We start from the raw sequence: 22,286 nt of genomic DNA, 5'->3' as shown, positions 1-22,286 counted from the left end.
AGGCCTCATGGAAAATGCTAAGATCAGGCTCTATGTAGATCACCCGCTGGGGGCAGGGCAAACCGTTCCGTTGGAACGGGAGCAGGCGCATTACCTTTTCGGCGTGATGCGTCTTGGCCTCGGCGGTGCGGTGGCGCTGTTCAACGGCCATGACGGCGAATGGCATGCCGAGGTGACCGAGGCTGGCAAGCGCGGCGGTGAACTGACCTGTCGGGTGGCCTCGCGAGATCAGGCAGGCCCACCGGATCTCTGGCTCTGCTTTGCCCCGATCAAGAAGGCGCGGACCGACTTCATCGTTGAAAAAGCTGCGGAAATGGGCGCGGCCCGGATCATTCCGGTGCAGACCGAGTTCACCAACGCAGAGCGGATCCGCCGGGATCGGCTTCAGGCGCATGCCGTCGAGGCAGCCGAACAATGCGGCAATACCTACGTGGCCGAGGTCGAGGATCTGACCCGTCTCGACCGTCTGCTGGCCGACTGGCCAGAGGGGCGCCAGCTCATGTTTTGCGACGAGGCCTTTGCCGATGCTTCCTATGGTACGCCCGATGGCGCCCCGCGCAAACTGTCTGATGCGCCCAGGGGCGCCTGGGCAGTTCTGATCGGTCCCGAAGGTGGCTTCTCTTCCGCCGAACGCAAGCGCCTGCACAACCTGCCCTTTGCCTGGCCGGTACAGCTGGGTCCGCGGATCCTCCGGGCCGACACCGCCGCGGTGGCGGCTTTGACCCTTTGGCAGGCAACGTTGGGAGACTGGACATGATCCGCTGGGCCGTGGCCGAAGATGCCCCGGCCATCGAGGGCTTTCTCTCGGACTATCCCGAGACCTCGATGTTCCTGCGGGGTAATCTGGCTGCTCATGGCATCGGATCGTCTCAGCACCGGAACGCGAGCGACTACCTGATCTGGCCGGCAGAGGGGCCGATCCGGGCGATTTTCGGCTGTTCCAACGGGGGCTACCTTATGGTGCAGGCCCCCGGTGCACCGGTCGAGGCCTACGCCGAGGCCGCCACCGCCCTTGCCGGGCGCCGCGTTTGCGGGCTGACCGGGGATGTTGCCCAGACAGCGCATCTGCTGACACAACTGGGGCTCTCCGAGCGGCTCTCCCACAACGCGATCGAGCCGCTCTACCGCCTCGCCCTCGAACGACTGCCACAATCCATGGATACCGTGCGCCCGCCACAGCCCGAGGACGAGGCCATGTTGATCGACTGGTTTGCGCGTTATGCCCGCGACACCGACATGGAACAGGCGAATCCCGAGGCCGCCCGCGAAGAGGCCGAAGCCAGGGCCACGCGCATGATCGAGGCCACCAGGGCGCTGCTCCTGCTGGAGGAAGGCGCGCCCGTGGCCATGGCCGCGATCAACGCCGAAGTGGCGGATATCGTTCAGGTCGGTGGGGTCTTTGTTCCCGAAGTGCTTCGAAACCGGGGCTATGCACGACGTGTGACCAGCGCGCTGCTGCAGACCTGTGCGGCAGAGGGGGCGCGGATCGCGATCCTCTTCGCCAACAATCCCGCGGCGGCCCGGGCCTACGAGGCGATCGGCTTCCGGCATGTCGGCGAATACCGGGTGGCGCTGACCAATGCGCCGATGGTCTTGGGCGAGGTGCCCGCGTGATCCGGCCCGAGGTGCGTGAGGGACTGCTGCGCTGGCGCGAGGCGCTGGTTGGCGGTGGTATCACGCTTTGGGGGCTATGGTGGCTCTTCACCTCCTACGGCCTGCTCCTCTGGATCGGCGTCCTCCTGGCACTCGTGGGTCTTGCGCTGCTCATCGCGGGAATCCAGCGCGGACGTTTTCGCGTGGGTTCCGGCGGGATTGGCGTGGTCGAGGTGAAAGAGGGGCGGATCGGTTACTTCGGGCCCTTCACCGGCGGGGCGGTTGCCTTGACCGAACTGACCAGATTGACGCTTGATCCTTCCGCAGATCCGCCCTGCTGGAGCCTGTCGCAAAATGGCCAGCCGGATCTGCGCATTCCTCTCGATGCAGAGGGTGCGGATGCGCTTTTTGACATTTTCGCGGCGCTTCCAGCTATCAGCACGGGCACGCTTGTTGCAGAAGTGCAAAAGGCCATCCAGGGGCAGCAGGTCACACCGGTGGTGATATGGGAACGTTCGAGGCTCCGCCTGCATTGACACTTGCCGGTTTTCGGCACAGACCTTGTCCCCCAAGGACGGGCCCAGGCGCCGGGACGGCCCGTGCATCCCACGGCCCGGCATCGCCCAGACGAACCAACCGGAGATCCCCCCATGTCCATCCCCCAGTCCGGCGGCGGCCCGATCGAGCGGCATGAACAGCTGGCCGAATATCTCGAGGCAGGCTGCAAACCCAAGGCAGACTGGCGGATCGGCACCGAGCACGAGAAGTTCGGCTATTGCAAGGACAGCCTGAAGCCGCTGCCTTACGAAGGCGAGCGCTCTATTCTCGCCGTGCTGGAAGGGCTGCGCGACCGCCACGGCTGGGCACCTGTCGAGGAGGCCGGCAAGCTGATCGGTCTGACCAAGGACGGCGCCAATGTCAGCCTCGAGCCCGGCGGCGCGCTGGAGCTCTCCGGCGCCCCGCTCGAGACGATCCACCAGACTTGCGACGAGGTAAACGAACACCTTCGCGAGGTGAAGGGCATCGCCGACGAGATCGGCGTCGGCTTCATCGGTCTCGGCGCCGCGCCGCACTGGCAGCACGACGAGATGCCGCTCATGCCCAAGGGGCGCTACAAGCTCATGGACGCTTATATGCAAAAGGTCGGTACGACGGGCCGGACCATGATGCGTCGGACCTGCACCGTGCAGGTGAACCTCGATTTCGGCTCCGAGGCAGACATGGTGCAAAAGCTGCGAGTGGCACTTGCCCTGCAGCCGGTCGCCGTGGCGCTCTTTGCGAATTCGCCCTTCTTCGAGGGTAAGCCCAACGGCTACAAGAGCTATCGCTCTCGGGTCTGGCAGACGCTGGATGATGCGAGGACCGGCATGCTGCCCTTTGTTTTCGACGACGGCTTCGGGTTCGAGGCCTGGGTTCAATACGCCCTCGACGTGCCGATGTACTTTGTCTATCGCGACGGCAAGTACATCGATGCGCTCGGCCAGTCCTTCCGCGATTTCCTGAAGGGCGAGTTGCCGGCGCTGCCCGGCGAAAAACCGACGCTGTCGGACTGGGCCGATCACCTGACGACGATCTTCCCCGAGGCGCGCCTGAAGAAGTTCATCGAGATGCGCGGGGCCGATGGCGGCCCCTGGCGCCGTCTCTGTGCCCTGCCGGCCTTCTGGGTCGGGCTGATGTATGAACAGGCCCCGCTGGATGCGGCCTGGGACCTGGTCAAGGATTGGAACGCCGAACAGCGCGAAGCCCTGCGCCTGGCCGCTGCGCGCGACGGGCTGCAGGCCAAGGTCGATGGCATCGACATGCACGAACTGGCCACCGAGGTGCTGAAGATTTCCGAAGCCGGTCTGAAGATGCGTGCCCGTCCGGGCGCCGGGGGGCTGATCCCGGACGAAACCCACTTCCTGAACGCGCTGAGGGAAGACGTGGCCACGGGCCGCGTCATGGCCGACGAGCTGATGGACAAGTACGAGGGCAACTGGGGCGGTGACGTCACCCGGGTCTTCGGCGAGTACAGCTACTGAACGAAAAAGCCGCCCTTCGGGGCGGCTTTCTTCATTGAGGCAGTGCAGGATAAGAGGCCGTTCAGGCCTCTTTTTTCTTCTTGCTGCCGATCTTCGGTTCCTCGCCCTTCAACAGGCGCGCGATATTGGCGTGATGACGTATGAAGATCATCAACGCGAGCAGGGCGCAGAGGAGGCTCATCTGCGGCTCGCCAAGGGCCCAGGCCCAGATCGGGGTTGCTGCTGCGGCGATCAGGGCCGAGAGCGAAGAGATCCGGAACAGCACCGCCATCACGAGCCAGGTGCCGCAGGCGGCAAGGCCAAGCGGGAAATAGAGTGCCAGCAGGGTACCGAGGAAGGTTGCCACGCCCTTGCCGCCGCGAAACTTCAGCCAGACCGGAAAGCAATGGCCCAGGAAGGCAAAAAGGGCTGCAACCTGCACCGCGTCCTCGGGGGCGATCATCTTGGCGATCAGCACGGCTGCTGCCCCCTTGCCACTGTCCAGGATCAGGGTCAGCAGGGCAGCCGTCTTGTTGCCGGTGCGCAGCACGTTGGTGGCGCCGATATTGCCTGAACCGATCTCGCGCAGGTTGCCCAGCCCGAAGAGGTTCACGATGACGATGCCGAAGGGGATCGACCCAAGCAGGTAGCCAAGGATAGCGGCGAGGCCCAGCGTGGTGGGGGAGGATATGATTTCGGGGATCACAGAGGCTCTCCGTAGACCTGCCTGCCGGCCACCCAGGTGGCACTCACCCGCCCCTGCATCCGGGCACTGTCAAACGGGGTGTTCTTGGATTTCGACAGCAGGGCAAACCGATCGAGGACAAAGGGCGCATGTGGATCGAAGAGCACCAGGTCTGCCGGCGCCCCTTCGGCAAGGCGCCCACTGGCCAGGCCGAGGCGTTTCGAAGGGTTTAGCGACAGGGCGCGGAAAAGTGTCGGGAGATCCAGGTCGCCTGCGTGCACCAGGCGCATCGCGGCGGGCAGCAGGGTTTCCAGCGCGACGGCGCCCGATGCGGCTTCCTCGAAGGGCAGGCGCTTGCTTTCCTCATCCTGCGGCGTGTGCATGGAGGAGATGATGTCGATCAGCCCCGAGGCCACGGCCTCGACCACGGCGCGGCGGTCATCCTCGCTTCGCAGCGGGGGCTTGACCTTGAAGAAGGTACGGTAGTCCGCAATGTCGTATTCGTTCAGCGTCAGGTGATGGATCGAGACGCCGGCGGTCACGTCGAGCCCGTTTTTCTTGGCGCGCCCTAGGGCGGGCAGGGCGCGGGCCGTGGTCACCTGGTCAAAATGATAGCGCACGCCGGTCATCTCGATCAGCGAGGTATCCCGGTCGATCCCCATGCGCTCGGCCATCGGGGACACCGAGGGCAGGCCGCGCAGGGCGGAGAACTTGCCTGAGGTGGCGCAGGCGCCTTTCGACAGCCCCGGTTCCTGGATGTGGCCGATCACCAGCGCTCCATGAGCCTTGGCGTAGGAGAGCGCGCGGGTCAGCACCTTGTTGTCGGTCACCACGTGGTCGCAATCGGTAAAGGCAACTGCGCCGGCATCCAGCAGGAAGCCGATCTCTGTCATCTCACGACCCTCGCGCCCCTTGGTCAGGGCGGCCATGGGCAGAACGCGGATGGGTGCGGCCTCGCGCGCTCGGCGAGAGACGAATTCGAGGCTCTCCGGGCTGTCGATGGCTGGCAGCGTGTCCGGTCGCGTGACGATCGTGGTAACGCCGCCGGCGGCGGCAGACCGGCCGGCCGTTCCGAAGCTTTCCTTGTGACGTTCGCCCGGCTCGCAGACCTTGACCCCGATATCGACGATGCCTGGTGCCAGGGTCTTGCCGCCGCAGTCGATCACCAGATCCGCATCGGAGGCATCGATTGTCGCCCCGACGGCGGCAATCCGTTCTCCCTCGATCAGCAGGCTGCCCTCGGTCTCCGTGCCGGCCTCGGGATCGATCAGGCGGGCATTTGTCAGAAGCGTTGTCGTCATCGGCTGGGCCTTGCTTTGCGGGTGGGGTCTTTGCGCTCCGCTATAAAGCAACTCCGGGCCGGGGTGTAGGCGCGAAATGGCCCTAGAGCAGCAGCAGGCCCAGTGCGAGAAGGATCAGCATTACGGCAAGACCCGCAATCAGCGTGAGCAGCCAGGCCCGGGTGCGCGGCACTGGGGTCACCCGGCCGGCAGCAGTGGGCTGGATAATGCCGCTGGCTGTCTGGGCGGGCAGTGGCATCAGGTCGATGGGCAGGCTCTCGGGGGCATAGCGGCCGGCTAGGGAAAGGCCGGGCGGAAGCGTCAGGTGGATTTCCTCAGTGCCGGCGAGCCGCCCTTGGATCAGGAGAACCGGCCCGCTCAGCGCTTCCAGCTTGCCCCAGTCCTGAGCCACCTCCGCTTCGCTCATGCCGAGCCCCTCCGTAAGGTAATGCGACAGGCCCAGGCCGGTCAGGTCGGCCGGGTTGATCACCTCGATGTCATCCTTGGCATCCGCAGGCAGGTTCACAAGTTCCAGCGCCCTCGCTTCCGGATCCTCGTCAGCAGCCTCTGGCATGGGAACAAGTGCCGCGATCTGCGGCATCCGGGGATCGCCGGACAGAACAAAGATCGCCTCCCGGTCTGCCGGGGTGATGGTCAGGGTGTCGGAGGCGTCGGTCACGGGGCGCTCCTTTCGCATCATGTGGCCGGTGTCGGGGTATCTTCAGACGCAACGCGACCCCGCCGCTGGGGTTCCCTGTGGGTCAGGCGGCGTTGGCCGCCCGGCGTGCCTTCAGGTTCTGCGCCAACAGGTCCATGGCGGCCATGCGCACAGCCACGCCCATCTCGACCTGGTCCTGGATGACCGAGCGATTGATGTCGTCGGCGATGGTGCCATCGATCTCGACCCCGCGATTCATCGGGCCGGGGTGCATGACGATGGCGTCTTCCTTGGCATGGGCCAGCTTCTCGGCGTCGAGGCCGTAGCGGTGGTAGTATTCGCGCTCGGAGGGGATGAAACCGCCGTCCATGCGTTCCTTCTGAAGGCGGAGCATCATGACAACGTCGACGTCCTTGAGACCCTCTTCCATGTTCTCGAAGACCTCGCAGCCAAGCTCGGCAAAGGCGGAGGGCACCAGCGTCGTGGGCCCGACGAGGCGGACGCGGTTTTCCATCTTGTGCAGCAGCAGCATGTTGGAGCGCGCCACCCGGCTATGGGCGATGTCGCCGCAGATCGCGATCGAGAGCTTGTGCAAACGTCCTTTGGTGCGCCGGATCGTCAGGGCATCGAGTAGCGCCTGTGTGGGATGTTCGTGCCGGCCATCGCCGGCGTTCAGCACCGCGCAGTTCACCTTCTGGCTCAGCAGGTCGACCGCACCGGAGTGCGGGTGCCGCACCACCAGCAGGTCGGGATGCATGGCGTTCAGGGTCATGGCGGTGTCGATCAGGGTTTCGCCCTTCTTGATCGAGGAGGCCTGCATCGACATGTTCATCACGTCGGCGCCAAGCCTCTTGCCTGCGAGCTCGAAGCTCGATTGCGTGCGGGTGGAGTTCTCGAAGAACATGTTGACCTGGGTCAGCCCGCGCAGAGCGTCTCCATGCTTGTCGTCGGACCGGTTGAGCGTCACGTATTCCTCTGCCAGGTCAAGGACCGTCACGATCTCGTCGGGGGCCAGCTGCTCGATCCCAAGAAGGTGGTTCTGCCGAAATGTCATGACATGCTCCCTTTTGCCGCCGCGCGTACTCTGGCCGCTTATAGGCCTGCGGCCGGGGCAGCGGCAAGCGGTGCTTCCGCCTGTCGCGAGGCCGGGATAGGGTGCGGCCATGGAATCGACGCACGACTGGCAAACCGACTGGCATCTGGCCCATGCACTGCTGGACTGGCAGGTTGAGATGGGCATCGACGAGTGTATCGGCGAGACCCCGATAGACCGCTTCGAAGTGGTGCCGGAAGAGCCGCGCAAGCCGGCTGCACGGGCCGGACAAACAGAGGAGCCAGTGCGCGTACGCCAGGAGGTCGACGCCGTCGACGTGGCAAGGCAGGCCGCCGAGGCAGCGGGCTCTCTCGAAGAATTGCAGGCTGCCATCGCCGCGTATGATCACTGCGAGTTGAAGCGTGGTGCGCGCAATCTCGTATTTTCGGACGGAAGACCGGGGGCGCGGGTGATGATCCTCGGCGAGGCCCCAGGTCGTGACGAGGACCGGATGGGCAAGCCCTTCGTGGGGCGGGCGGGTCAGCTGCTCGACCGCATGCTCGAGGCTATCGGTCTGTCCCGCCTGGCGGAGGAGCGCGAAGAGGCGGTCTATATCACCAACGTGATGCCCTGGCGTCCGCCGCAGAACCGTGATCCCAAGCCCGAGGAGATCGCGATGATGCTGCCCTTCGTGCAAAAACACGTGGCGCTGGCGAAACCCGACATAATGATCCTGATGGGCAACATCTCGTGCCAGGCCGCGCTCGGGCGGCGTGGCATCCTGCGTATGCGCGGCAAGTGGGCCGAGGCCTTTGGCCTGCCGGCCATGCCGATGACGCACCCGGCCTACCTGCTGCGCCAGCCGCATGCCAAGCGTGATGCCTGGGCCGATTTGCTTGAAATCCGCGCCCGGCTGGAGCGCAGGAGCTGAGCTAAGGGCAAAATCGAAAGGGGCCGACCTGTGGCAAGTACCGAAAAAGCCTTCATTCCCGTGCGTATCGCGGTTTTGACGGTCAGTGACACGCGTACCCTCGAGACGGACAAATCCGGCGACACCCTGGTGGCAAGGATCGAGGCTGCGGGCCATGTTCTGGCTGACCGCATGATCCTGAGGGACGAGCGCGCGCTGATCGCCGAACAGCTTCGTACCTGGATCGCGGACGAGAGTGTCGATGTGGTAATCTCCACCGGCGGGACGGGCCTGACCGGTCGTGACGTGACCGTCGAAGCGCACCGCGACGTCTATGAGAAGGAGATCGATGCCTTCGGAACCATCTTTACCATCGTCTCGATGCAGAAGATCGGTACCTCTGCCGTGCAGAGCCGCGCGACAGGCGGCGTGGCCGGAGGGACCTACCTGTTCGCGCTGCCCGGCAGTACCGGCGCCTGCAAGGATGCCTGGGATGAAATCCTGGTCAGGCAGCTCGATTATCGCCATGCTCCCTGCAATTTCGTCGAAATCATGCCGCGCCTTGATGAACACCTGCGACGAAAATAGCGCGGGGTCCCGAACACTCGGTTTGCACGCATAAGTTTCTGGTCTGCAATGCCCGCTCTACGTTAGGATGATGCTATTCTGGCGCGCCCGTTCCGACTGGATTAGCAAGCGATGAGATTCCTGAGCCGCAGCCTCACCGGGTTGTTCCTGCTGGCCGTGACCATCGGCCTGCTGATCTATGCCGTGGTCATCGTCACCCGCGCCATTGATGCCAGGCTGTCGCAAGACCCCTTCGTGCCGCAGGTGCGCGAACGCGCTTTCGCCGTGAACCTTCAGCGCGCATTGCCCGAAGCCGTGGTGCCGGTGATGACGGCCTATGGCGAGGTGGAGAGCCGCCGCAGGCTGGAACTACGCGCCCCTGCGCCAGGGGCGGCCGTCTGGCTGGCGCCCGAGTTTGCCGAAGGTGGACAGGTGCGCGCGGGTGATCTTCTGCTCCGGGTGGATCCGACGACGGCCCAGGCAGCCCTGGACCGGGCAGCAACAGACCTTTCCGATGCCGAGGCCGAAGTGCGCGATGCGGGGCGGGCCTTGCTGATTGCCCGAGACACGCTGGTGGCGGCGCAGGACCAGGCGAACCTGCGCCAGAAAGCACTGGAGCGTCAGGAACAGCTGGTCGAGCGCAGCGTCGGGGCCGCCGCTGCACTGGAAGAGGCCGAGCTGAATGCCTCCTCTGCCCGGCAGTCCGTGCTAGCATCCCGCAATGCCCTGGCGCAGGCCGAAGCGCGCGTGGACAGTGCCGCAACTGCGCTGCGCCGGGCCGAGCTTACCCTGACGGATGCAGAGCGCGACTTGGCCGATACCGAGATTCGTGCGGCATTCGACGGGGCATTATCCGGTGTCACACTCTCCGAAGGCAGGCTGTTGGCGGAAAACGAGGTTCTGGCCGAGCTCATAGATCCGGCGGCGTTGCAGGTGGCTTTTCGTGTCTCTGCTGCGCAATTTGCGCGTTTACTCGACGAGGAAGGCCAGCTGTTGCCTCTTCCGCTGAAGGCGACGCTGGATCTCTCTGACGTCGATATCTCTGCGATAGGTCAGGTCCGGCGCTCGGGTGCATCCGTCGGAGAGGGACAGACCGGTCGGTTGATCATTGGTGAGCTGGATTCGGCGCAGGGCCTTAAGCCCGGCGATTTCGTCACAGTCCACGTCGAGGAGCCGGAACTGGCCGAGATGGTTCGCCTGCCGGCAACGGCGATCGACTCTTCCAGCACAGTTCTGGTGGTCGATCCCGATGGCCGGCTTGAGTTGCTTCCGGTGACGCTGCATCGCCGTCAGGGCAATGACATCCTCGTGCAGGGAGAGGGGCTGGAAGGGCGCGAAGTTGTGACGGAGCGCAGCCCGCTGCTTGGGCCAGGTATCCTGGCCCTTCCCCTGGGGGGGGGCGAAGAGGCTGCCGCCACGACCGGCGCTGCGGCAGTGCACGAGGCGGCCCTGATCGAGCTGACGCCGGAGCACCGCGCACGCCTCGTGGCCTTCGTTGAAAAGAGTGCGGCCATGCCCGGCGAAGTGAAGCTGCGCCTTCTTGGCCAGCTGGAGGAGGCCATGGTGCCCGCCAGCATGGTTGCGCGCCTGGAAAGCCGGATGGGCGGCTGATTCATGAAGAGAATGCCGGGCCGGGCCAACGGCATTCTCAGTTACTTCACCCGTCATAGAACTGCCGCAAACCTTCTGTTGGTGCTGATGCTGGCCTCCGGGTTGGCGGCACTTCCGAACATGCGTGCCCAGTATTTCCCAGACGTGATCCTAGACGAAATCCGGGTGAACATCTCGTGGGACGGTGCCGGCGCCGAGGATATCGACGCCGCCGTCGTCCAGATGCTGGAACCTACGCTGCTGACAGTCGAGGGCGTCGAGGGGAGCGAGGCCACATCGCGTGAGGGCAGTGCCCGAATCGACCTGACATTCGAGCCGGGCTGGGACATGGCGCGCGCCCTCGATGACGTGCAGACGGCGGTCGACGGTATCAGCGACCTGCCCGAACAGGCCGAGGCGCCGGAGGTATCGCGCCGGGTCTGGCGTGACAGGGTGACTGACGTGGTGCTGACAGGGCCGGTCGCCGTCGAGCAACTAGCGGGCCTGGCGGATGAATTCGTTACACGCCTCTTCGCGGCTGGTGTGACGCGCACGACGATCCGCGGTGTCGCCGCACCGCAGAAGATCGTCGAAGTCCCGTCTCTCAATCTGATGGCACATGACCTGACGATGCAACAGATCGCGATGGCGATCACGGCTGAAACCGATGCGAACCCCGCCGGCGAGGTCGATGGCGCCAATGCCCGCGTGCGCACCGGAACGCAGAAACGCGGGGCAGCAGAGGTCGAGGCCATAGTGCTACGCTCCGAACCGGACGGCACGACGCTCCGGATTGGCGACGTGGCCCATGTAAGCGTGGATGGTGTGGACCGAGAGAGGGCCTATTTCGTGGGGGGCAACCCCGCCATTTCGATCCGCGTGGACCGTTCCGACGAGGGAGATGCCATTCGCATTCAGCAACAGGTCGAAGACGTGGCGCGCGAGATGCAGGGGACGCTGCCGGCGGGCACCACGCTGGACCTGATCCGCACAAGGGCCGACAACATCAAGGCGCGCCTCGACCTGCTGATCGAGAACGGCGCCATGGGGCTGGCGCTGGTCCTGGCGCTGCTTTTCCTGTTCCTGAACGCGCGCTCCGCTCTTTGGGTTGCCGCTGGGATCCCGGTCTCCATGCTGACGGCAATCGCGCTGATGTACGCTTTCGGGCTGACCCTGAACATGATCTCCCTCTTTGCGCTGATCATCACCTTGGGCATTGTTGTCGATGATGCCATCGTTGTCGCCGAATACGCCGATTCGCGGGTTCGCAGACGCGGCGAGGGCCCCATAGAGGCAGCGGAGCGCGCGGCCAGCCGCATGGCCATGCCGGTGTTCTCGGCCACGCTGACGACGGTTATCGCCTTCTTCGGGCTGACCGTAATCGAGGGCCGTTTCGGCGAGATGATCTCGGATATCCCTTTCACGGTGATCGTGGTGCTGTTGGCGTCGCTCGTGGAGTGCTTCCTGATCCTGCCCAACCATATGAGCCATGCCCTGGCCAGGGCGGATCGGCGTCAGTGGTATGATGCCCCGTCACGCGTCGTGAACCGTGGGTTCTCCTGGGGGCGGGACAGGCTTTTCCGGCCTTTCATGGTGGCAGTGGTACGGGCGCGCTATCCGGTGCTGGCCCTTGTGCTGGTCATCTTCTCCACGCAGGTCGCGCTCCTTGTCCGGGGCGATGTGTCCTGGCGCTTCTTCAACGCGCCCGAAAGGGGCTCGGTATCCGGCAATTTCATGATGGCGCCGGGGGCCACTCGCGAGGATACCCTGGCCATGATGCGGGAGATGCAGCGCGCGACCGAGGATCTTGCTGCCGAATATCAGGCGAAATACGGGCGCAACCCGGTCGATTACGTCATGGCCGAGATTGGCGGCAACAGTGGTCGTGACCTGGCAGGCGCGGAAACCCGCGACGCCGATCAGCTCGGGGCAATCTCCATCGAGCTGATCGATCCGGACCTGAGGCCCTACTCCAGTTTTGCCTTCGTGGAGGATTTGCAGAACGCCGTGCGACCGCATCCGCTGTCCGAGGTCATATCTTTTCGTGGGTGGCGCTCCGGGCCTGAGGGAGACGGGCTCTCTGTCCAGTTCTACGGGGCGGATGCCCCCCGCCTGAAGGCAGCGGCCGAAGCACTGCAGGCAGACTTGCTGCGCTACCCTGAGGTGTCTGCGGTCGAGGACAACCTCGCCTACGACAAGGAGGAACTGGTCCTCGATCTGACGCCGCAGGGACAGGCGCTCGGCTTCTCGATCGATACGCTTGGTCAGGTGCTTCGGCACCGGCTTAACGGCATAGAGGCAGCGACCTATCCCGATGGTCCCCGCAGCGCAGAGGTGCGCGTTGAACTGCCAGCGGAGGAACTGACCGCGGATTTCCTTGACCGCACGATGATGCGTACACCGTCCGGAACCTATGTCCCCCTGTCCGACATCGTCCGGGTGGAGCGCCGCAACGGGTTCTCTACTGTACTGCGCGAAAACGGGCTGCGCGTCCTGACGGTTACCGGCGATATCTCGGAAGATGACCCCGCCCGAGCTTCGGAAATCATGGGCGCTCTCGAAGACGAGATCCTGCCGGAGATTGCCGCCCATATGCAGGTGAATTTCCGCCTTTCCGGCATGGCCGAGGACGAGGATCGCTTCCTGTCCGATGCGCTGACCGGGCTCTTACTGGTCCTGACAGCCATCTACTTTGTGCTGGCCTGGGTCTTTGCCGGCTGGACCAGGCCGCTGGTGGTCATGGCGATCATCCCCTTCGGTGTCATCGGCGCGATCTACGGGCATGCGCTCTGGGATCTGCCGATGTCGATGTTCTCCATCGTCGGTCTGATCGGGATGAGCGGGATCATCATCAACGATTCAATCGTCCTGGTGACAACGGTTGACGAATATGCCGAGGAGAGGGGGCTTGTGCCGGCAATTATCGACGGTGCCGCCGATCGTTTGCGCCCGGTGATGCTGACGACTCTGACCACGGTCCTTGGGTTGGCTCCATTGCTCTATGAACGCTCCAGCCAGGCCCAGTTCCTGAAGCCCACTGTAGTGACGCTGGTCTATGGTCTGGGCTTTGGCATGGTGCTCGTGCTGCTTGTGGTGCCGGCCCTGCTTGCAATGCAGCAGGACGTCGCGCGAATGCGGGATGCCCTGCGCCGGTCCCTGCGCGCGCACCGGGCGCCGGAACTGCGCCGCCTCAGTCGGATCGGGATTGCGGTATTGGCACTTTGGCTGGCGATGACGATGGGATACGCGATCTGGACGGGCGCACTCTGGCCGGGGCTGACATCGGTCATTCCCGCGGTGGAAACAGCCCCGGTCCTACTGGCGGCGCTGACACTCTTCCTTGGCGGCGCCGCGCTCTTCCTGTTGGTCCTGTTTCTCGTTGCAGCCGTCCTTCAGATGCGCCGCAGCAGCAGTGGTCAGCGAACCTGAAGAGAGTAGCTCACCCGGCGTCGCAGCCGTCAATCTCGACGGAATATTTGCTGCCGAGGATCGTGATCCGAAGGCCGGAGCGGTCCAGCATCATGCTGGGAGCGCTGGTGCTGATTTCCGCCTGACTGATCAGCGTATTCCCCTCGCGGCGGCTGCGGGCATCAGACACGAGCAGATCGGGTGAGGCGGGTTCGATAACGGCAACTTCCTCGCCTCCGGCCGAAGGCATGTCGACCCGCGTCTCGACACCGATACCATCCTTGTTTGGCGAGAAACGGCAGGTTGCCTTGCGGACCTGGCCTTCCTTCTCCGTGTAGGGGCGACCGGCAAGAGCCGCAGCAATGGGCGGATCGCGGCGTGTCACGTTTGCCGGGAGATCGGCAGAGACTCGCACCTCAAGGGGAACGCAGACTGTTTCACAGATGCCCAGCTGGATGTCGGCCTTCAGCTGGACGGGTTTGGCGCCGTCGCGGGGCGTGATCCGAAGAGGCAGGATCACCTTGTCCTTGTAGCCGATCGAGCGCAGGCCGTCGCGATCAAAAACCGACGGTTGCGGCCAGACGATCTCTACATTCGAGACGTTTTCCGAGCCTGACCAGTCGAAAGTTGGGGGGATGCCTGCGCTGCCGGGGGTTCGCCAATAGGTTTTCCAGCCATGTGCGAGCGTCAGTTCGAGGCCCGCGACGTGCTCTCCGCTCTCCGAACGCCATCCGGGCAACACACGGACGTCGAGGTACCCGGCGTAGGGATTGGCCGCGGCGGGCACGGCCGCACATACGGAGGTGATCAGAATGGCGAGTGTGGCGATCTGTCTCTTCATGGCATCACAGATGGCCAATCCCAGGCGCCTTGCCAACTCACAAAGCGGCGATATCTGATGAAACACGAGGACCGGTGATCGGCACCACGGGCAAACTGGTTGCGAAACAGCAACTTGCGCTCCAAAAAGGGGAAAGGTGCGACCGATTTCAAGGAAGAGAAGGCACATAAAATGCCGCAGTCCTTCAATCTGACCGGAAAACTGCTTCTCGCGATGCCGGGGATGCCGGACCCGCGCTTCACGAAATCGGTGATTCTGATCTGCGCACATTCCGAAGACGGGGCCATGGGCGTTATGGTCAACCGCCGCGCCGAGAAAGTCAGCCTCGCAAGGCTTCTGGAGCATCTGGCCATCGAGGATGAAGGCGCGGCACTTGAAGGTACCGTTCACTCCGGCGGGCCGGTCGAAGAAGAGCGCGGGTTCGTGCTGCATTCGACCGAATACAGTTCTTTCGTCGCCACGTTGCCAGTGACCGGCGAGATCGGCATGACGGCTACGCTTGATATCCTGGAGGACCTGGCGACAGGGCAGGGCCCCCGCGAAAGCCTGATTGCCCTGGGCTATTGCGGTTGGGCGGCCGGCCAGCTCGAGGCGGAGATCGCAGAAAACGGATGGCTTGTCGGCGACAGTTCTGCCAGCCTAGTATTCGACGCTGATGACGGACGCAAATGGCAGAAGGCCATGGAACAACAGGGCATAGATCCCATCGCATTGTCCTCTACCTTCGGCCGGGCCTGAGGCTCAGTCGCGGGGAGCTGCGGCACGGGTAAGCCGGTCGTTGATCGCGAGGCCGATCCCCTCGACCGGGATCGGCGAGACAGCGATCCTGTCCACTCCCTTGTCGTCCAACATGCGCATCATCCGGAACAGGTTGGCCGCAGCCTCGGAGAGGTCACCCGTGGGCGACAGGTTCAGTTCACAGGAAACAGCGCCAAAGCCGAGCAGCACCTCGCCGGGTTCGGTGGTTACGGCGTTCAGGCGCATGGTGCCACGCGGCGCATAGTGGGACGTCATCTGCCCCGGGGCCTCAATCCCTGTTTCAGGATAGTTATCCGACAGCGTCAGTCCGGTCTCACGGAGGATATCCGCGGCGTCGATCCCCCCGGGTCGCAGCAGTCGAAGAGTACCGCCGGTGTCGACTGCGACAATCGTCGATTCCACCCCCACGCCGCAGGCACCGCCGTCAAGTACTGCAGATATCTTTCCATCGAGGCCATGCAGTACGTGGTCGGCCTCTGTCGGGCTGATCCGGCCGGAGGGATTGGCCGAAGGGGCGGCGAGCGCGCCGTCGAAGGTCAACAGGACGTTGCGGGTCAGCGGGTGGTCGGGCACCCGCAGTCCAACCGTCGAGAGCCCGGCCGTCATGACGGGCGACAGAGCCGCGTCGGGGCGCATGGGAAGAACAAGTGTCAACGGGCCGGGCCAGAAGGCTCTGGCCAGGGCCAGCGCCTCCTTGGGGAACTCGGCGTAGCGCTGGCCAATCTCAAGTGTGGCGACATGGGCGATCAAGGGGTTGAAGGCGGGGCGCCCCTTGGCGGCATAGATCGCAGCAACGGCACTGTCGCTGCCGGCATCAGCGGCCAGCCCATAGACGGTTTCCGTGGGAATCGCGACGAGCTCTCCGCCTTTCAGCAGGGCCGTGGCAGTTGCGATATCTTCGGGAGAGGATCCCAGGCGGCGGGTCGTCGGCATGGCGGATGCAGGGCCTTCGGGTTGTGACGCGGCGTTCGAGTTGATGACACGGGATCTGCGCGTAGGCTAGCACCCCGGACGATTGTGCCATACAGCCGGGCATCCTGGATGCCAAGGTGGAGAGGGAGGAGACCACTAATGCCGTTCCGCGCACCCGTAGCCGAGTTTCGTTTCATGTTCGACCATGTCGTTGATTTCGACGCGGTGGCAAAGACCGAACAATTCGGAGAGGCTACCCCCGATACCGTGGATGCCATCCTGGCTGAACTGGGTAGGTTGACCGAAGAGGTCTGGGCACCATTGCAACGCAACGGGGATCTTGATCCGGCCGTGCTGGAAAATGGCGTCGTGCGGACCTCGAAGGGGTTCGCGGAAGGTTTTCGGGCCTTGGCCGAAGGCGGCTGGCTCGGTCTGTCAGCCACAGAGGCCCATGGTGGCATGGCGTTGCCGGGTACCCTTACCAGCGTAATGAACGACATGCTCTCGGCCTCGTGCCTTTCCCTTGGGCTGAACCCGCTATTGACCCAGGGCCAGATCGAGGCGCTTGAGCATCACGCCAGTGACGAGATCCGGGCACTCTATCTCCCGAAGCTGATCAGTGGTGAGTGGACGGGCACGATGAACCTGACGGAGCCCTCCGCTGGGTCCGACGTGGGCGCGCTTCGCAGCAAGGCCGAACCGAATGACGACGGCACCTATGCCGTGACCGGACAGAAGATATTCATCTCCTGGGGCGATCACGATTTCGGCGGCAATGTGTGCCACCTTGTGCTCGCGCGGCTGCCTGACGGTGCCCCGGGAACGAAGGGGATCAGCCTGTTCATGGTGCCCAAGTACCTGCCGAATGAGGATGGATCGCTGGGCGCGGCGAACGACCTGCGTGTCGTCAGCCTGGAGCACAAGATGGGCCTGCATGGATCGCCGACCGCTGTGATGCAATTCGACGGGGCGAAGGGCTGGCTGATCGGCGAGCCGCACAGGGGCATGGCAGCGATGTTCACCATGATGAACAACGCACGCCTGGGTGTGGGCATCCAGGGCCTGGGGGCGGCCGAGGGCGCCTATCAGCAGGCGCTCGGTTATGCGCTTGACCGTAAGCAGGGGCGCACTGCACTGGAGGGAAAGCCGGACGGCACCGGTGCGATCATCGACCATGCAGACGTGCGGCGGATGCTGGCCACGATGCGCGCCGAGATCTTCTGCGCACGGGCGATCGCCCTGTCCTGCGCCGTTGCGATCGACATGGCTACGGCCACGGGCGAGGCCGCCTGGAAGGCGCGCGCAGCCTTCCTTACGCCGATTGCCAAGGCCTTTGGGACTGAAACCGGAATGCGCGTCTCCGAACTCGGCGTGCAGGTGCATGGTGGCATGGGCTTCATAGAGGAGACCGGGGCGGCTCAGTACAGCCGCGACGTACGTGTCACCGCGATCTATGAAGGCACCAATGGCATCCAGTCGATGGACCTGGTTGCCCGAAAGATGATGGACGAAGGTGACGCGGCCTTTGCCTTGATCGACGAGATGATGGAGCTGGCGGAAGGTGCGCGTGGGGCGCACGACGATCTGGCCGAACCGCTCTGGCAGGCGGTGGAGACCCTGCGCGAGGCAACAGAGTGGATGCTGGCGCAAAAGGATCTGAACGACCGTTTCGCCGGTTCGGTGCCATACCTGATGGGCTTTGCCCGTGTACTTGGGGGATTCTTCCACCTGAAGGCTGCCCTGGCTGAGGGTGGCGAAGGGCCACGCAGCCGGCTTGCGCGTTTCTACATCGCGCGGATGCTGCCTGAACATGTGGGCCTCCTGGCTCATGCGACGATCGGTGCGGCGGATCTCTATGCCCTGACAGTCGAGGATCTGACAGCATGACCCTTAACGCCCCGATCCGCTTTCCCTGGGAGGAACCTCCTGCCACGGGCGAGGCGGTCGAGGTGGCGGAGGGTGTCCTCTGGATCCGGATGCCGCTGCCCATGGTGCTGGATCACGTGAACGTCTACGCGCTGGATGACGGGGATGGCTGGACCATCGTCGACACCGGTGTGAATACGTCGCGGAGCATAGCGATCTGGCAGGCGTTGCTCGATGGGCCGCTGGGGGGCAGGCCGGTCAACCGGGTGCTGATCACCCATCATCATCCCGATCATTGCGGGCTGGCTGGGTGGTTCCAGAAGGAGCATGGCGCAGCGCATGTCTCCTCGCGGACGGCGTGGTTGATGGCGCGGATGCTGCTGCTCGATGTCGAAGAGGTGCCCTCCGAGGCCGCCGCGGTGTTCTGGATCCGTGCGGGGATGGATCCCTCTGTCTTTGAAGCGCGGATGGGGCAGCGCCCCTTCAACTTTATCGATGCGGTGCACCCGATACCGGTAGGCTACGAGCGGCTTCAGCAAGGTGATATTTTCCGCGCTGCCGGTCGCCGGTGGGACGTGCATATGGGCAATGGACATGCTCCGGAGCATATTACGCTCTGGTCTTGCGATGACGCGCTGGTAATCGGTGGTGACCAGTTGCTTCCCTCGATCAGTCCCAACATTGGTGTTCATCCCACCGAGCCGGATGCTGATCCGCTCGGAGAATGGCTGGAGGCTTCGCGTCGTCTGGCATTGTTGGCGCAGGATGACCAGTTGGTGCTCTGTGGTCATAAGCTGCCCTTTACAGGCCTGCCCATGCGTCTGGGGCAGATGATCGACAACCATCTGACGGCACTTGATCGCCTGCAGGGTTACCTGGAAATGCCGCGCACGGCAGTCGAATGCTTTCCGGTGCTCTTTCGACGTACCATTGACGAAGGGACCTATGGCCTTGCCATGGTAGAGGCCGTGGCCCATCTCAATCACCTGTACCGAGGCAATCGTGTCAGCCGGAGACTGCGATCAGATGGCGCGTTCGAATGGAGCAGCGTGGAGGGATGACAAATGCGAGAAGAGATCGACACCAGCGCGGAGGCCGTTGAAAACGCCGTGCTGCCGTGCCGCCACGAAGTGCGCACGGACGGGAAGGGCTGCGGGGCCGACCTGCCGTCGAAAGTGATCGACAGGCCCATCGCCGAGAAGAGCGCGGCGGAATGGGCCTACGAGCGGTTGATCCTCTATATCCAGAATTTCGAAGAGACCCTGGATGCAGAGCAGGAGGTCGCGATGGGCTTTGCCGGCAGCGACGCAGGCGTTCTCAGGATCGAGGGCATGGGCTATTTCGACCCGGACATCGTGACCTTTTTCGGGGTCGACGCGAATGGCGCCAAGATGCAGCTTGTACAGCACGTTTCGCAACTTTCCGTAGTGCTGCGCGCGATGCCGAAGCAGACACCGGAGCAAACACCGCGACGGATTGGTTTCCGCCTGCGCGCAGATCTGGAAAAGTCCCAGCCCGGCGATAGCTAAGCTGATGACATGATGCGCGCTTTCCGGTAACAAGCGTAGAGTTACGTGAGTTCAGGAGGAGCCCGCAAGATGGCTGATTACAAAGTCGGTGATATGAATATCGAGGAACAGGAAAAGACCTTTGAGGGCTTTCTCCGGATGGCCGGCGTCGCCGCCGCCGTCTCGATCGGAATTCTGGTCTTTCTGGCGCTGTTCAACAGCTGAAACCTGTTCGCCCAAGGCCCCAGTGGCCGGGCCTGAGCGACGGAGCTCGCGATGAAATCCCTGATACTGGCGGTAGCGGCCTTGGTCGCCCTGGCGGGCTGTGCCGCCGACCGCACCTCTGCGGTCATTGCAGGCCGCGAGGGTGACAAGCGCCCTTCCTATTCGAGCAGCGAACCGCCGGCTCTGACGCTTGTCACCGTGCGCAACAACCGCACGGGATCTGGGGGGCATACCGCATTGCTGATCAATGCGAGCGAACAGGTGATATTTGATCCTGCAGGGTCCTTCCGGCATGAGAACATCGCGCGGCAGGGAGATGTCCTGGTCGGCATCGATCCGGGCTTCTGGCAGGCCTACAAGAACATGCATGCTCGTCCCGAGTATAACGTTCTGACCCAACGTGTCGCCGTACCTGCCGACGTGGCCGAGCAGGCGCTCGCCATGGCCTATGATCGTGGGCGCGTTGGGGCAGCCATGTGCGCGCAATCCACCTCAACCCTGCTGAAGAACCTGCCAGGTTTCGAAGGCATCAAGGTGACGATGTTCCCCAACACGCTTTCGGAGGAATTCGAGGGTGTGACCGGCGTGAAGGGTGACGTCTACTATGAGGATTACACGCCAACCCCAGCTCAGCTCGCGGCTGACGCCAGCTGAGGCACGCATTCCGGCGTCAGCCAACCAGCCAGAGCAAGAGGTAGAGCGTCGCAAAGCTTGCGATGATGGCTGCCAATGTGTTGCGCCAGATGATCCCGATGGCAAGTGCAACCAGTGCGGCGATCAGGCGGGCTGGGTCGGTTTCCCCGCCGGTGGCGGCGGGCCAGACAATCAAAGGCGCAACGAGAGCCGGCAGCACGGCCACGGCGGTGTAGCGCAGGTGCCGCATCAGCCAGCCTGGCATCTGCCTGTCACCGATAAGCCCGATGAAGACAAACCGCAGCGCGAAGCTGCCCAGTCCCAGTCCGATGATGACGAACCACAGTTCTCCTCGGTCGATCATGAGCGGCGCTCCATCCATAGTTCGACCTGGGCCCCTGCCACCATGCCGGCGACTGCGGCGATCAGCAGGCCCGCGTTGTAGGGCAATCCGGCCAGGATCAGTGCAATAACCACGGAGACGGTTGCCGCAGCGACATGTGCCGCTGTTCGCAGCATCGGAGCGACCATGGCGACGAAAGTGATCGGGAGGGCAAAGTCGAGGGCCAGTCCCGCGGGGATGGTGCTGCCCACCAGCGTGCCCAGGACCGTCATGACGGCCCAGATCGGGCAGACCGTCACGGCCACGCCCAGGAAGTAGGAAAAGCGCTGCGCAATGGTCCAGCGCGGGTTGTCCTCGTAGGCGAGAATGGAGCACGCGTAGGTCTGATCGACGGTCAGGTAGGCGGCAAGCGCCCGTTGCCAGAGCGGAGCCTTGCCTAGGTAGGGGGTTAGAGACGCTGAGTACATGGCCATTCGCAGGTTGACCGCCAGCGCCGAGACGAGCGCGATAACCGCCGGTGCCCCATCATCCAGCAGCTGGAGCGAGGCGAATTGTGCTGCGCCCGCTATCACCGCCACGGAGTAGCTGAGCGCTTCGAACATGTTCAACCCGGCCTCGGTGGCCACCACGCCGAAGAGCAGGGCGAAAGGGCCCACGACAAGCAGGAAGGGTAGCCCGTCACGGGTCCCTTTCCAGAATGTCGGACGCGTTGTCGCGTCCGTGAGTGTGTCATCATGGACTGCCATGAGGGCGGACGCTACATTGACCTTCGAAAAGAGACAATTCATCGCCGCGCACATTCTTCCGTGTTCTGTCAGCATTGCAGAAGTGACGTTGGGTAGGGGGCATTATGATCATTCCCGGTGTCATTCTCGCCGGTGGCCGGTCGAGCCGAATGGGCGCGGTGGACAAGGCAACCTGTCAGCTCGGCGGAACACGGCTTCTCGACCACGCCCTCGCGCGACTTCAACCACAGGTCTCGGTGGTCGCGGTAAACAGCGATGAACCTGATCTGAGCTTGCCGGGCGCCGTGCTGCGGTTGCCAGACGTCATATCGGGCCGTCCAGGGCCACTTGCCGGCATTGCGACTGCCATGCAATGGGCCAGGGAACTTGGTGCGTCACTGGTGGTGACGGTACCGGTGGATTCGCCCTTTGCACCGGGGGATCTCGTGCCGCAACTTTTGCTGGCGTCCGAACACAGTGAGAGCGGCCTTGCGCTTGCGGCCGGTCTGGGGGGGGGAGATGGCGTAACAAACCTGCAACCGACCTTCGGCCTCTGGCCGGTTGCCTTGCTGGACGATTTGCTGCTGGCCCTGGAACAGGACCTGAGGAAAGTGCGGCAATGGGCGGATCGACATGCGCCGGCCATTGCCGTTTTTCCCACGGATCGCGGCGATCCGTTCTTCAACATCAACACGCCGGACGACCTTAGGCGGGCAGAAGCCTGGGTGGCGAGAACGGCCTAGATGCAGC

At 63.8% G+C, this 22,286-nt stretch carries 23 protein-coding genes; 15 read left to right on the top strand and 8 right to left on the bottom strand.

Annotated elements, in window-relative coordinates:
* Positions 1-7 precede the first annotated feature (7 nt).
* The 4 genes from AC0WR5_RS16105 to AC0WR5_RS16090 all read left to right on the top strand — a co-directional run bounded on the left by AC0WR5_RS16105 (position 8) and on the right by AC0WR5_RS16090 (position 3,614).
* A complete protein-coding gene (locus AC0WR5_RS16105; RefSeq protein WP_475864639.1) occupies positions 8-757 on the top strand; it encodes a 16S rRNA (uracil(1498)-N(3))-methyltransferase in 750 nt (249 codons plus the stop codon).
* Positions 754-1,614 carry a GNAT family N-acetyltransferase gene (locus tag AC0WR5_RS16100; protein ID WP_475864637.1) on the top strand — a complete coding sequence of 287 codons (861 nt, stop codon included), beginning with the start codon at positions 754-756 and terminating at the stop codon, positions 1,612-1,614. Before AC0WR5_RS16105 ends, AC0WR5_RS16100 begins: the two co-directional genes overlap by 4 nt.
* A complete protein-coding gene (locus tag AC0WR5_RS16095) occupies positions 1,611-2,129 on the top strand; it encodes a hypothetical protein (RefSeq protein ID WP_475864635.1) in 519 nt (172 codons plus the stop codon). The genes AC0WR5_RS16100 and AC0WR5_RS16095 overlap by 4 nt, the downstream gene beginning before the upstream one ends.
* A 114-nt stretch (positions 2,130-2,243) precedes the next feature.
* On the top strand, positions 2,244-3,614 hold the full coding sequence (locus AC0WR5_RS16090) for a glutamate--cysteine ligase (RefSeq protein WP_475864633.1): 1,371 nt from the start codon (positions 2,244-2,246) through the stop codon (positions 3,612-3,614).
* A 61-nt stretch (positions 3,615-3,675) separates the two neighbouring features.
* Here AC0WR5_RS16090 and plsY read toward each other — a convergent pair whose 3' ends face one another.
* The 4 genes from plsY to AC0WR5_RS16070 all read right to left on the bottom strand — a co-directional run bounded on the left by plsY (position 3,676) and on the right by AC0WR5_RS16070 (position 7,270).
* Positions 3,676-4,296, bottom strand: a complete 621-nt coding sequence (gene plsY, locus AC0WR5_RS16085; protein WP_475869040.1) for a glycerol-3-phosphate 1-O-acyltransferase PlsY — start codon at positions 4,294-4,296, stop codon at positions 3,676-3,678.
* The gene (locus AC0WR5_RS16080; RefSeq protein ID WP_475864631.1) at positions 4,296-5,579 is read right to left on the bottom strand and encodes a dihydroorotase; all 1,284 of its coding nucleotides are present in this window, start codon (positions 5,577-5,579) and stop codon (positions 4,296-4,298) included. Before AC0WR5_RS16080 ends, plsY begins: the two co-directional genes overlap by 1 nt.
* A gap of 82 nt (positions 5,580-5,661) precedes the next feature.
* Positions 5,662-6,237 carry a hypothetical protein gene (locus tag AC0WR5_RS16075; RefSeq protein ID WP_475864629.1) on the bottom strand — a complete coding sequence of 192 codons (576 nt, stop codon included), beginning with the start codon at positions 6,235-6,237 and terminating at the stop codon, positions 5,662-5,664.
* An 82-nt stretch (positions 6,238-6,319) separates the two neighbouring features.
* A complete protein-coding gene (locus AC0WR5_RS16070) occupies positions 6,320-7,270 on the bottom strand; it encodes an aspartate carbamoyltransferase catalytic subunit (protein WP_475864628.1) in 951 nt (316 codons plus the stop codon).
* 109 nt (positions 7,271-7,379) lie between these two features.
* On the opposite strand from AC0WR5_RS16070, the gene AC0WR5_RS16065 reads away from it, so the two are divergent.
* The 4 genes from AC0WR5_RS16065 to AC0WR5_RS16050 all read left to right on the top strand — a co-directional run bounded on the left by AC0WR5_RS16065 (position 7,380) and on the right by AC0WR5_RS16050 (position 13,745).
* The gene (locus AC0WR5_RS16065) at positions 7,380-8,180 is read left to right on the top strand and encodes a uracil-DNA glycosylase (protein ID WP_475864626.1); all 801 of its coding nucleotides are present in this window, start codon (positions 7,380-7,382) and stop codon (positions 8,178-8,180) included.
* A 30-nt stretch (positions 8,181-8,210) separates the two neighbouring features.
* Complete coding sequence (gene moaB, locus AC0WR5_RS16060) at positions 8,211-8,747, top strand: molybdenum cofactor biosynthesis protein B (RefSeq protein WP_475864625.1); 537 nt, start codon at positions 8,211-8,213, stop codon at positions 8,745-8,747.
* Between the two features lie 111 nt (positions 8,748-8,858).
* Positions 8,859-10,337, top strand: a complete 1,479-nt coding sequence (locus AC0WR5_RS16055; protein ID WP_475864624.1) for an efflux RND transporter periplasmic adaptor subunit — start codon at positions 8,859-8,861, stop codon at positions 10,335-10,337.
* Between the two features lie 3 nt (positions 10,338-10,340).
* Entirely contained in the window at positions 10,341-13,745 is a 3,405-nt protein-coding gene (locus AC0WR5_RS16050; RefSeq protein WP_475864622.1) for an efflux RND transporter permease subunit, read from the top strand.
* A gap of 10 nt (positions 13,746-13,755) precedes the next feature.
* Here the strand turns inward: AC0WR5_RS16050 and AC0WR5_RS16045 are convergent, their stop codons facing one another.
* Entirely contained in the window at positions 13,756-14,565 is an 810-nt protein-coding gene (locus tag AC0WR5_RS16045) for a protein-disulfide reductase DsbD domain-containing protein (RefSeq protein WP_475864621.1), read from the bottom strand.
* Positions 14,566-14,679: 114 nt separating this feature from the next.
* Between AC0WR5_RS16045 and AC0WR5_RS16040 the strand changes: the two genes are divergently transcribed.
* Entirely contained in the window at positions 14,680-15,303 is a 624-nt protein-coding gene (locus AC0WR5_RS16040; protein ID WP_475864619.1) for a YqgE/AlgH family protein, read from the top strand.
* 3 nt (positions 15,304-15,306) lie between these two features.
* Here AC0WR5_RS16040 and AC0WR5_RS16035 read toward each other — a convergent pair whose 3' ends face one another.
* On the bottom strand, positions 15,307-16,257 hold the full coding sequence (locus AC0WR5_RS16035) for an L-threonylcarbamoyladenylate synthase (RefSeq protein WP_475864617.1): 951 nt from the start codon (positions 16,255-16,257) through the stop codon (positions 15,307-15,309).
* Positions 16,258-16,395: 138 nt separating this feature from the next.
* On the opposite strand from AC0WR5_RS16035, the gene AC0WR5_RS16030 reads away from it, so the two are divergent.
* The 5 genes from AC0WR5_RS16030 to AC0WR5_RS16010 all read left to right on the top strand — a co-directional run bounded on the left by AC0WR5_RS16030 (position 16,396) and on the right by AC0WR5_RS16010 (position 20,489).
* Positions 16,396-18,123 (top strand): acyl-CoA dehydrogenase, encoded by a 1,728-nt coding sequence (locus tag AC0WR5_RS16030; protein WP_475864615.1) that lies wholly within the window; start codon positions 16,396-16,398, stop codon positions 18,121-18,123.
* Positions 18,120-19,163 (top strand): MBL fold metallo-hydrolase, encoded by a 1,044-nt coding sequence (locus AC0WR5_RS16025; RefSeq protein WP_475864614.1) that lies wholly within the window; start codon positions 18,120-18,122, stop codon positions 19,161-19,163. The genes AC0WR5_RS16030 and AC0WR5_RS16025 overlap by 4 nt, the downstream gene beginning before the upstream one ends.
* 3 nt (positions 19,164-19,166) lie before the next feature.
* Positions 19,167-19,631, top strand: a complete 465-nt coding sequence (locus AC0WR5_RS16020) for a DUF6173 family protein (RefSeq protein ID WP_475864613.1) — start codon at positions 19,167-19,169, stop codon at positions 19,629-19,631.
* Between the two features lie 69 nt (positions 19,632-19,700).
* The gene (locus tag AC0WR5_RS16015) at positions 19,701-19,835 is read left to right on the top strand and encodes an aa3-type cytochrome c oxidase subunit IV (protein ID WP_475864611.1); all 135 of its coding nucleotides are present in this window, start codon (positions 19,701-19,703) and stop codon (positions 19,833-19,835) included.
* Between the two features lie 51 nt (positions 19,836-19,886).
* A complete protein-coding gene (locus AC0WR5_RS16010; RefSeq protein ID WP_475864609.1) occupies positions 19,887-20,489 on the top strand; it encodes a hypothetical protein in 603 nt (200 codons plus the stop codon).
* 16 nt (positions 20,490-20,505) lie between these two features.
* Here the strand turns inward: AC0WR5_RS16010 and AC0WR5_RS16005 are convergent, their stop codons facing one another.
* Together AC0WR5_RS16005 and AC0WR5_RS16000 are read right to left on the bottom strand one after the other, a co-directional pair.
* Positions 20,506-20,832: an AzlD domain-containing protein gene (locus tag AC0WR5_RS16005; protein WP_475864608.1), complete on the bottom strand. Its 327-nt coding sequence runs from the start codon at positions 20,830-20,832 to the stop codon at positions 20,506-20,508.
* The gene (locus AC0WR5_RS16000) at positions 20,829-21,557 is read right to left on the bottom strand and encodes an AzlC family ABC transporter permease (RefSeq protein WP_475864606.1); all 729 of its coding nucleotides are present in this window, start codon (positions 21,555-21,557) and stop codon (positions 20,829-20,831) included. Before AC0WR5_RS16000 ends, AC0WR5_RS16005 begins: the two co-directional genes overlap by 4 nt.
* Before the next feature lie 104 nt (positions 21,558-21,661).
* Between AC0WR5_RS16000 and mobA the strand changes: the two genes are divergently transcribed.
* Complete coding sequence (gene mobA / locus AC0WR5_RS15995) at positions 21,662-22,279, top strand: molybdenum cofactor guanylyltransferase MobA (protein ID WP_475864604.1); 618 nt, start codon at positions 21,662-21,664, stop codon at positions 22,277-22,279.
* Positions 22,280-22,286 lie beyond the last annotated feature (7 nt).

It is taken from the genome of Pseudooceanicola sp. DL12, assembly GCF_056270665.1.
The sequence above is the reverse complement of the archived record's forward strand: the minus strand, read 5'-3'. Positions and strand labels throughout refer to the sequence as shown.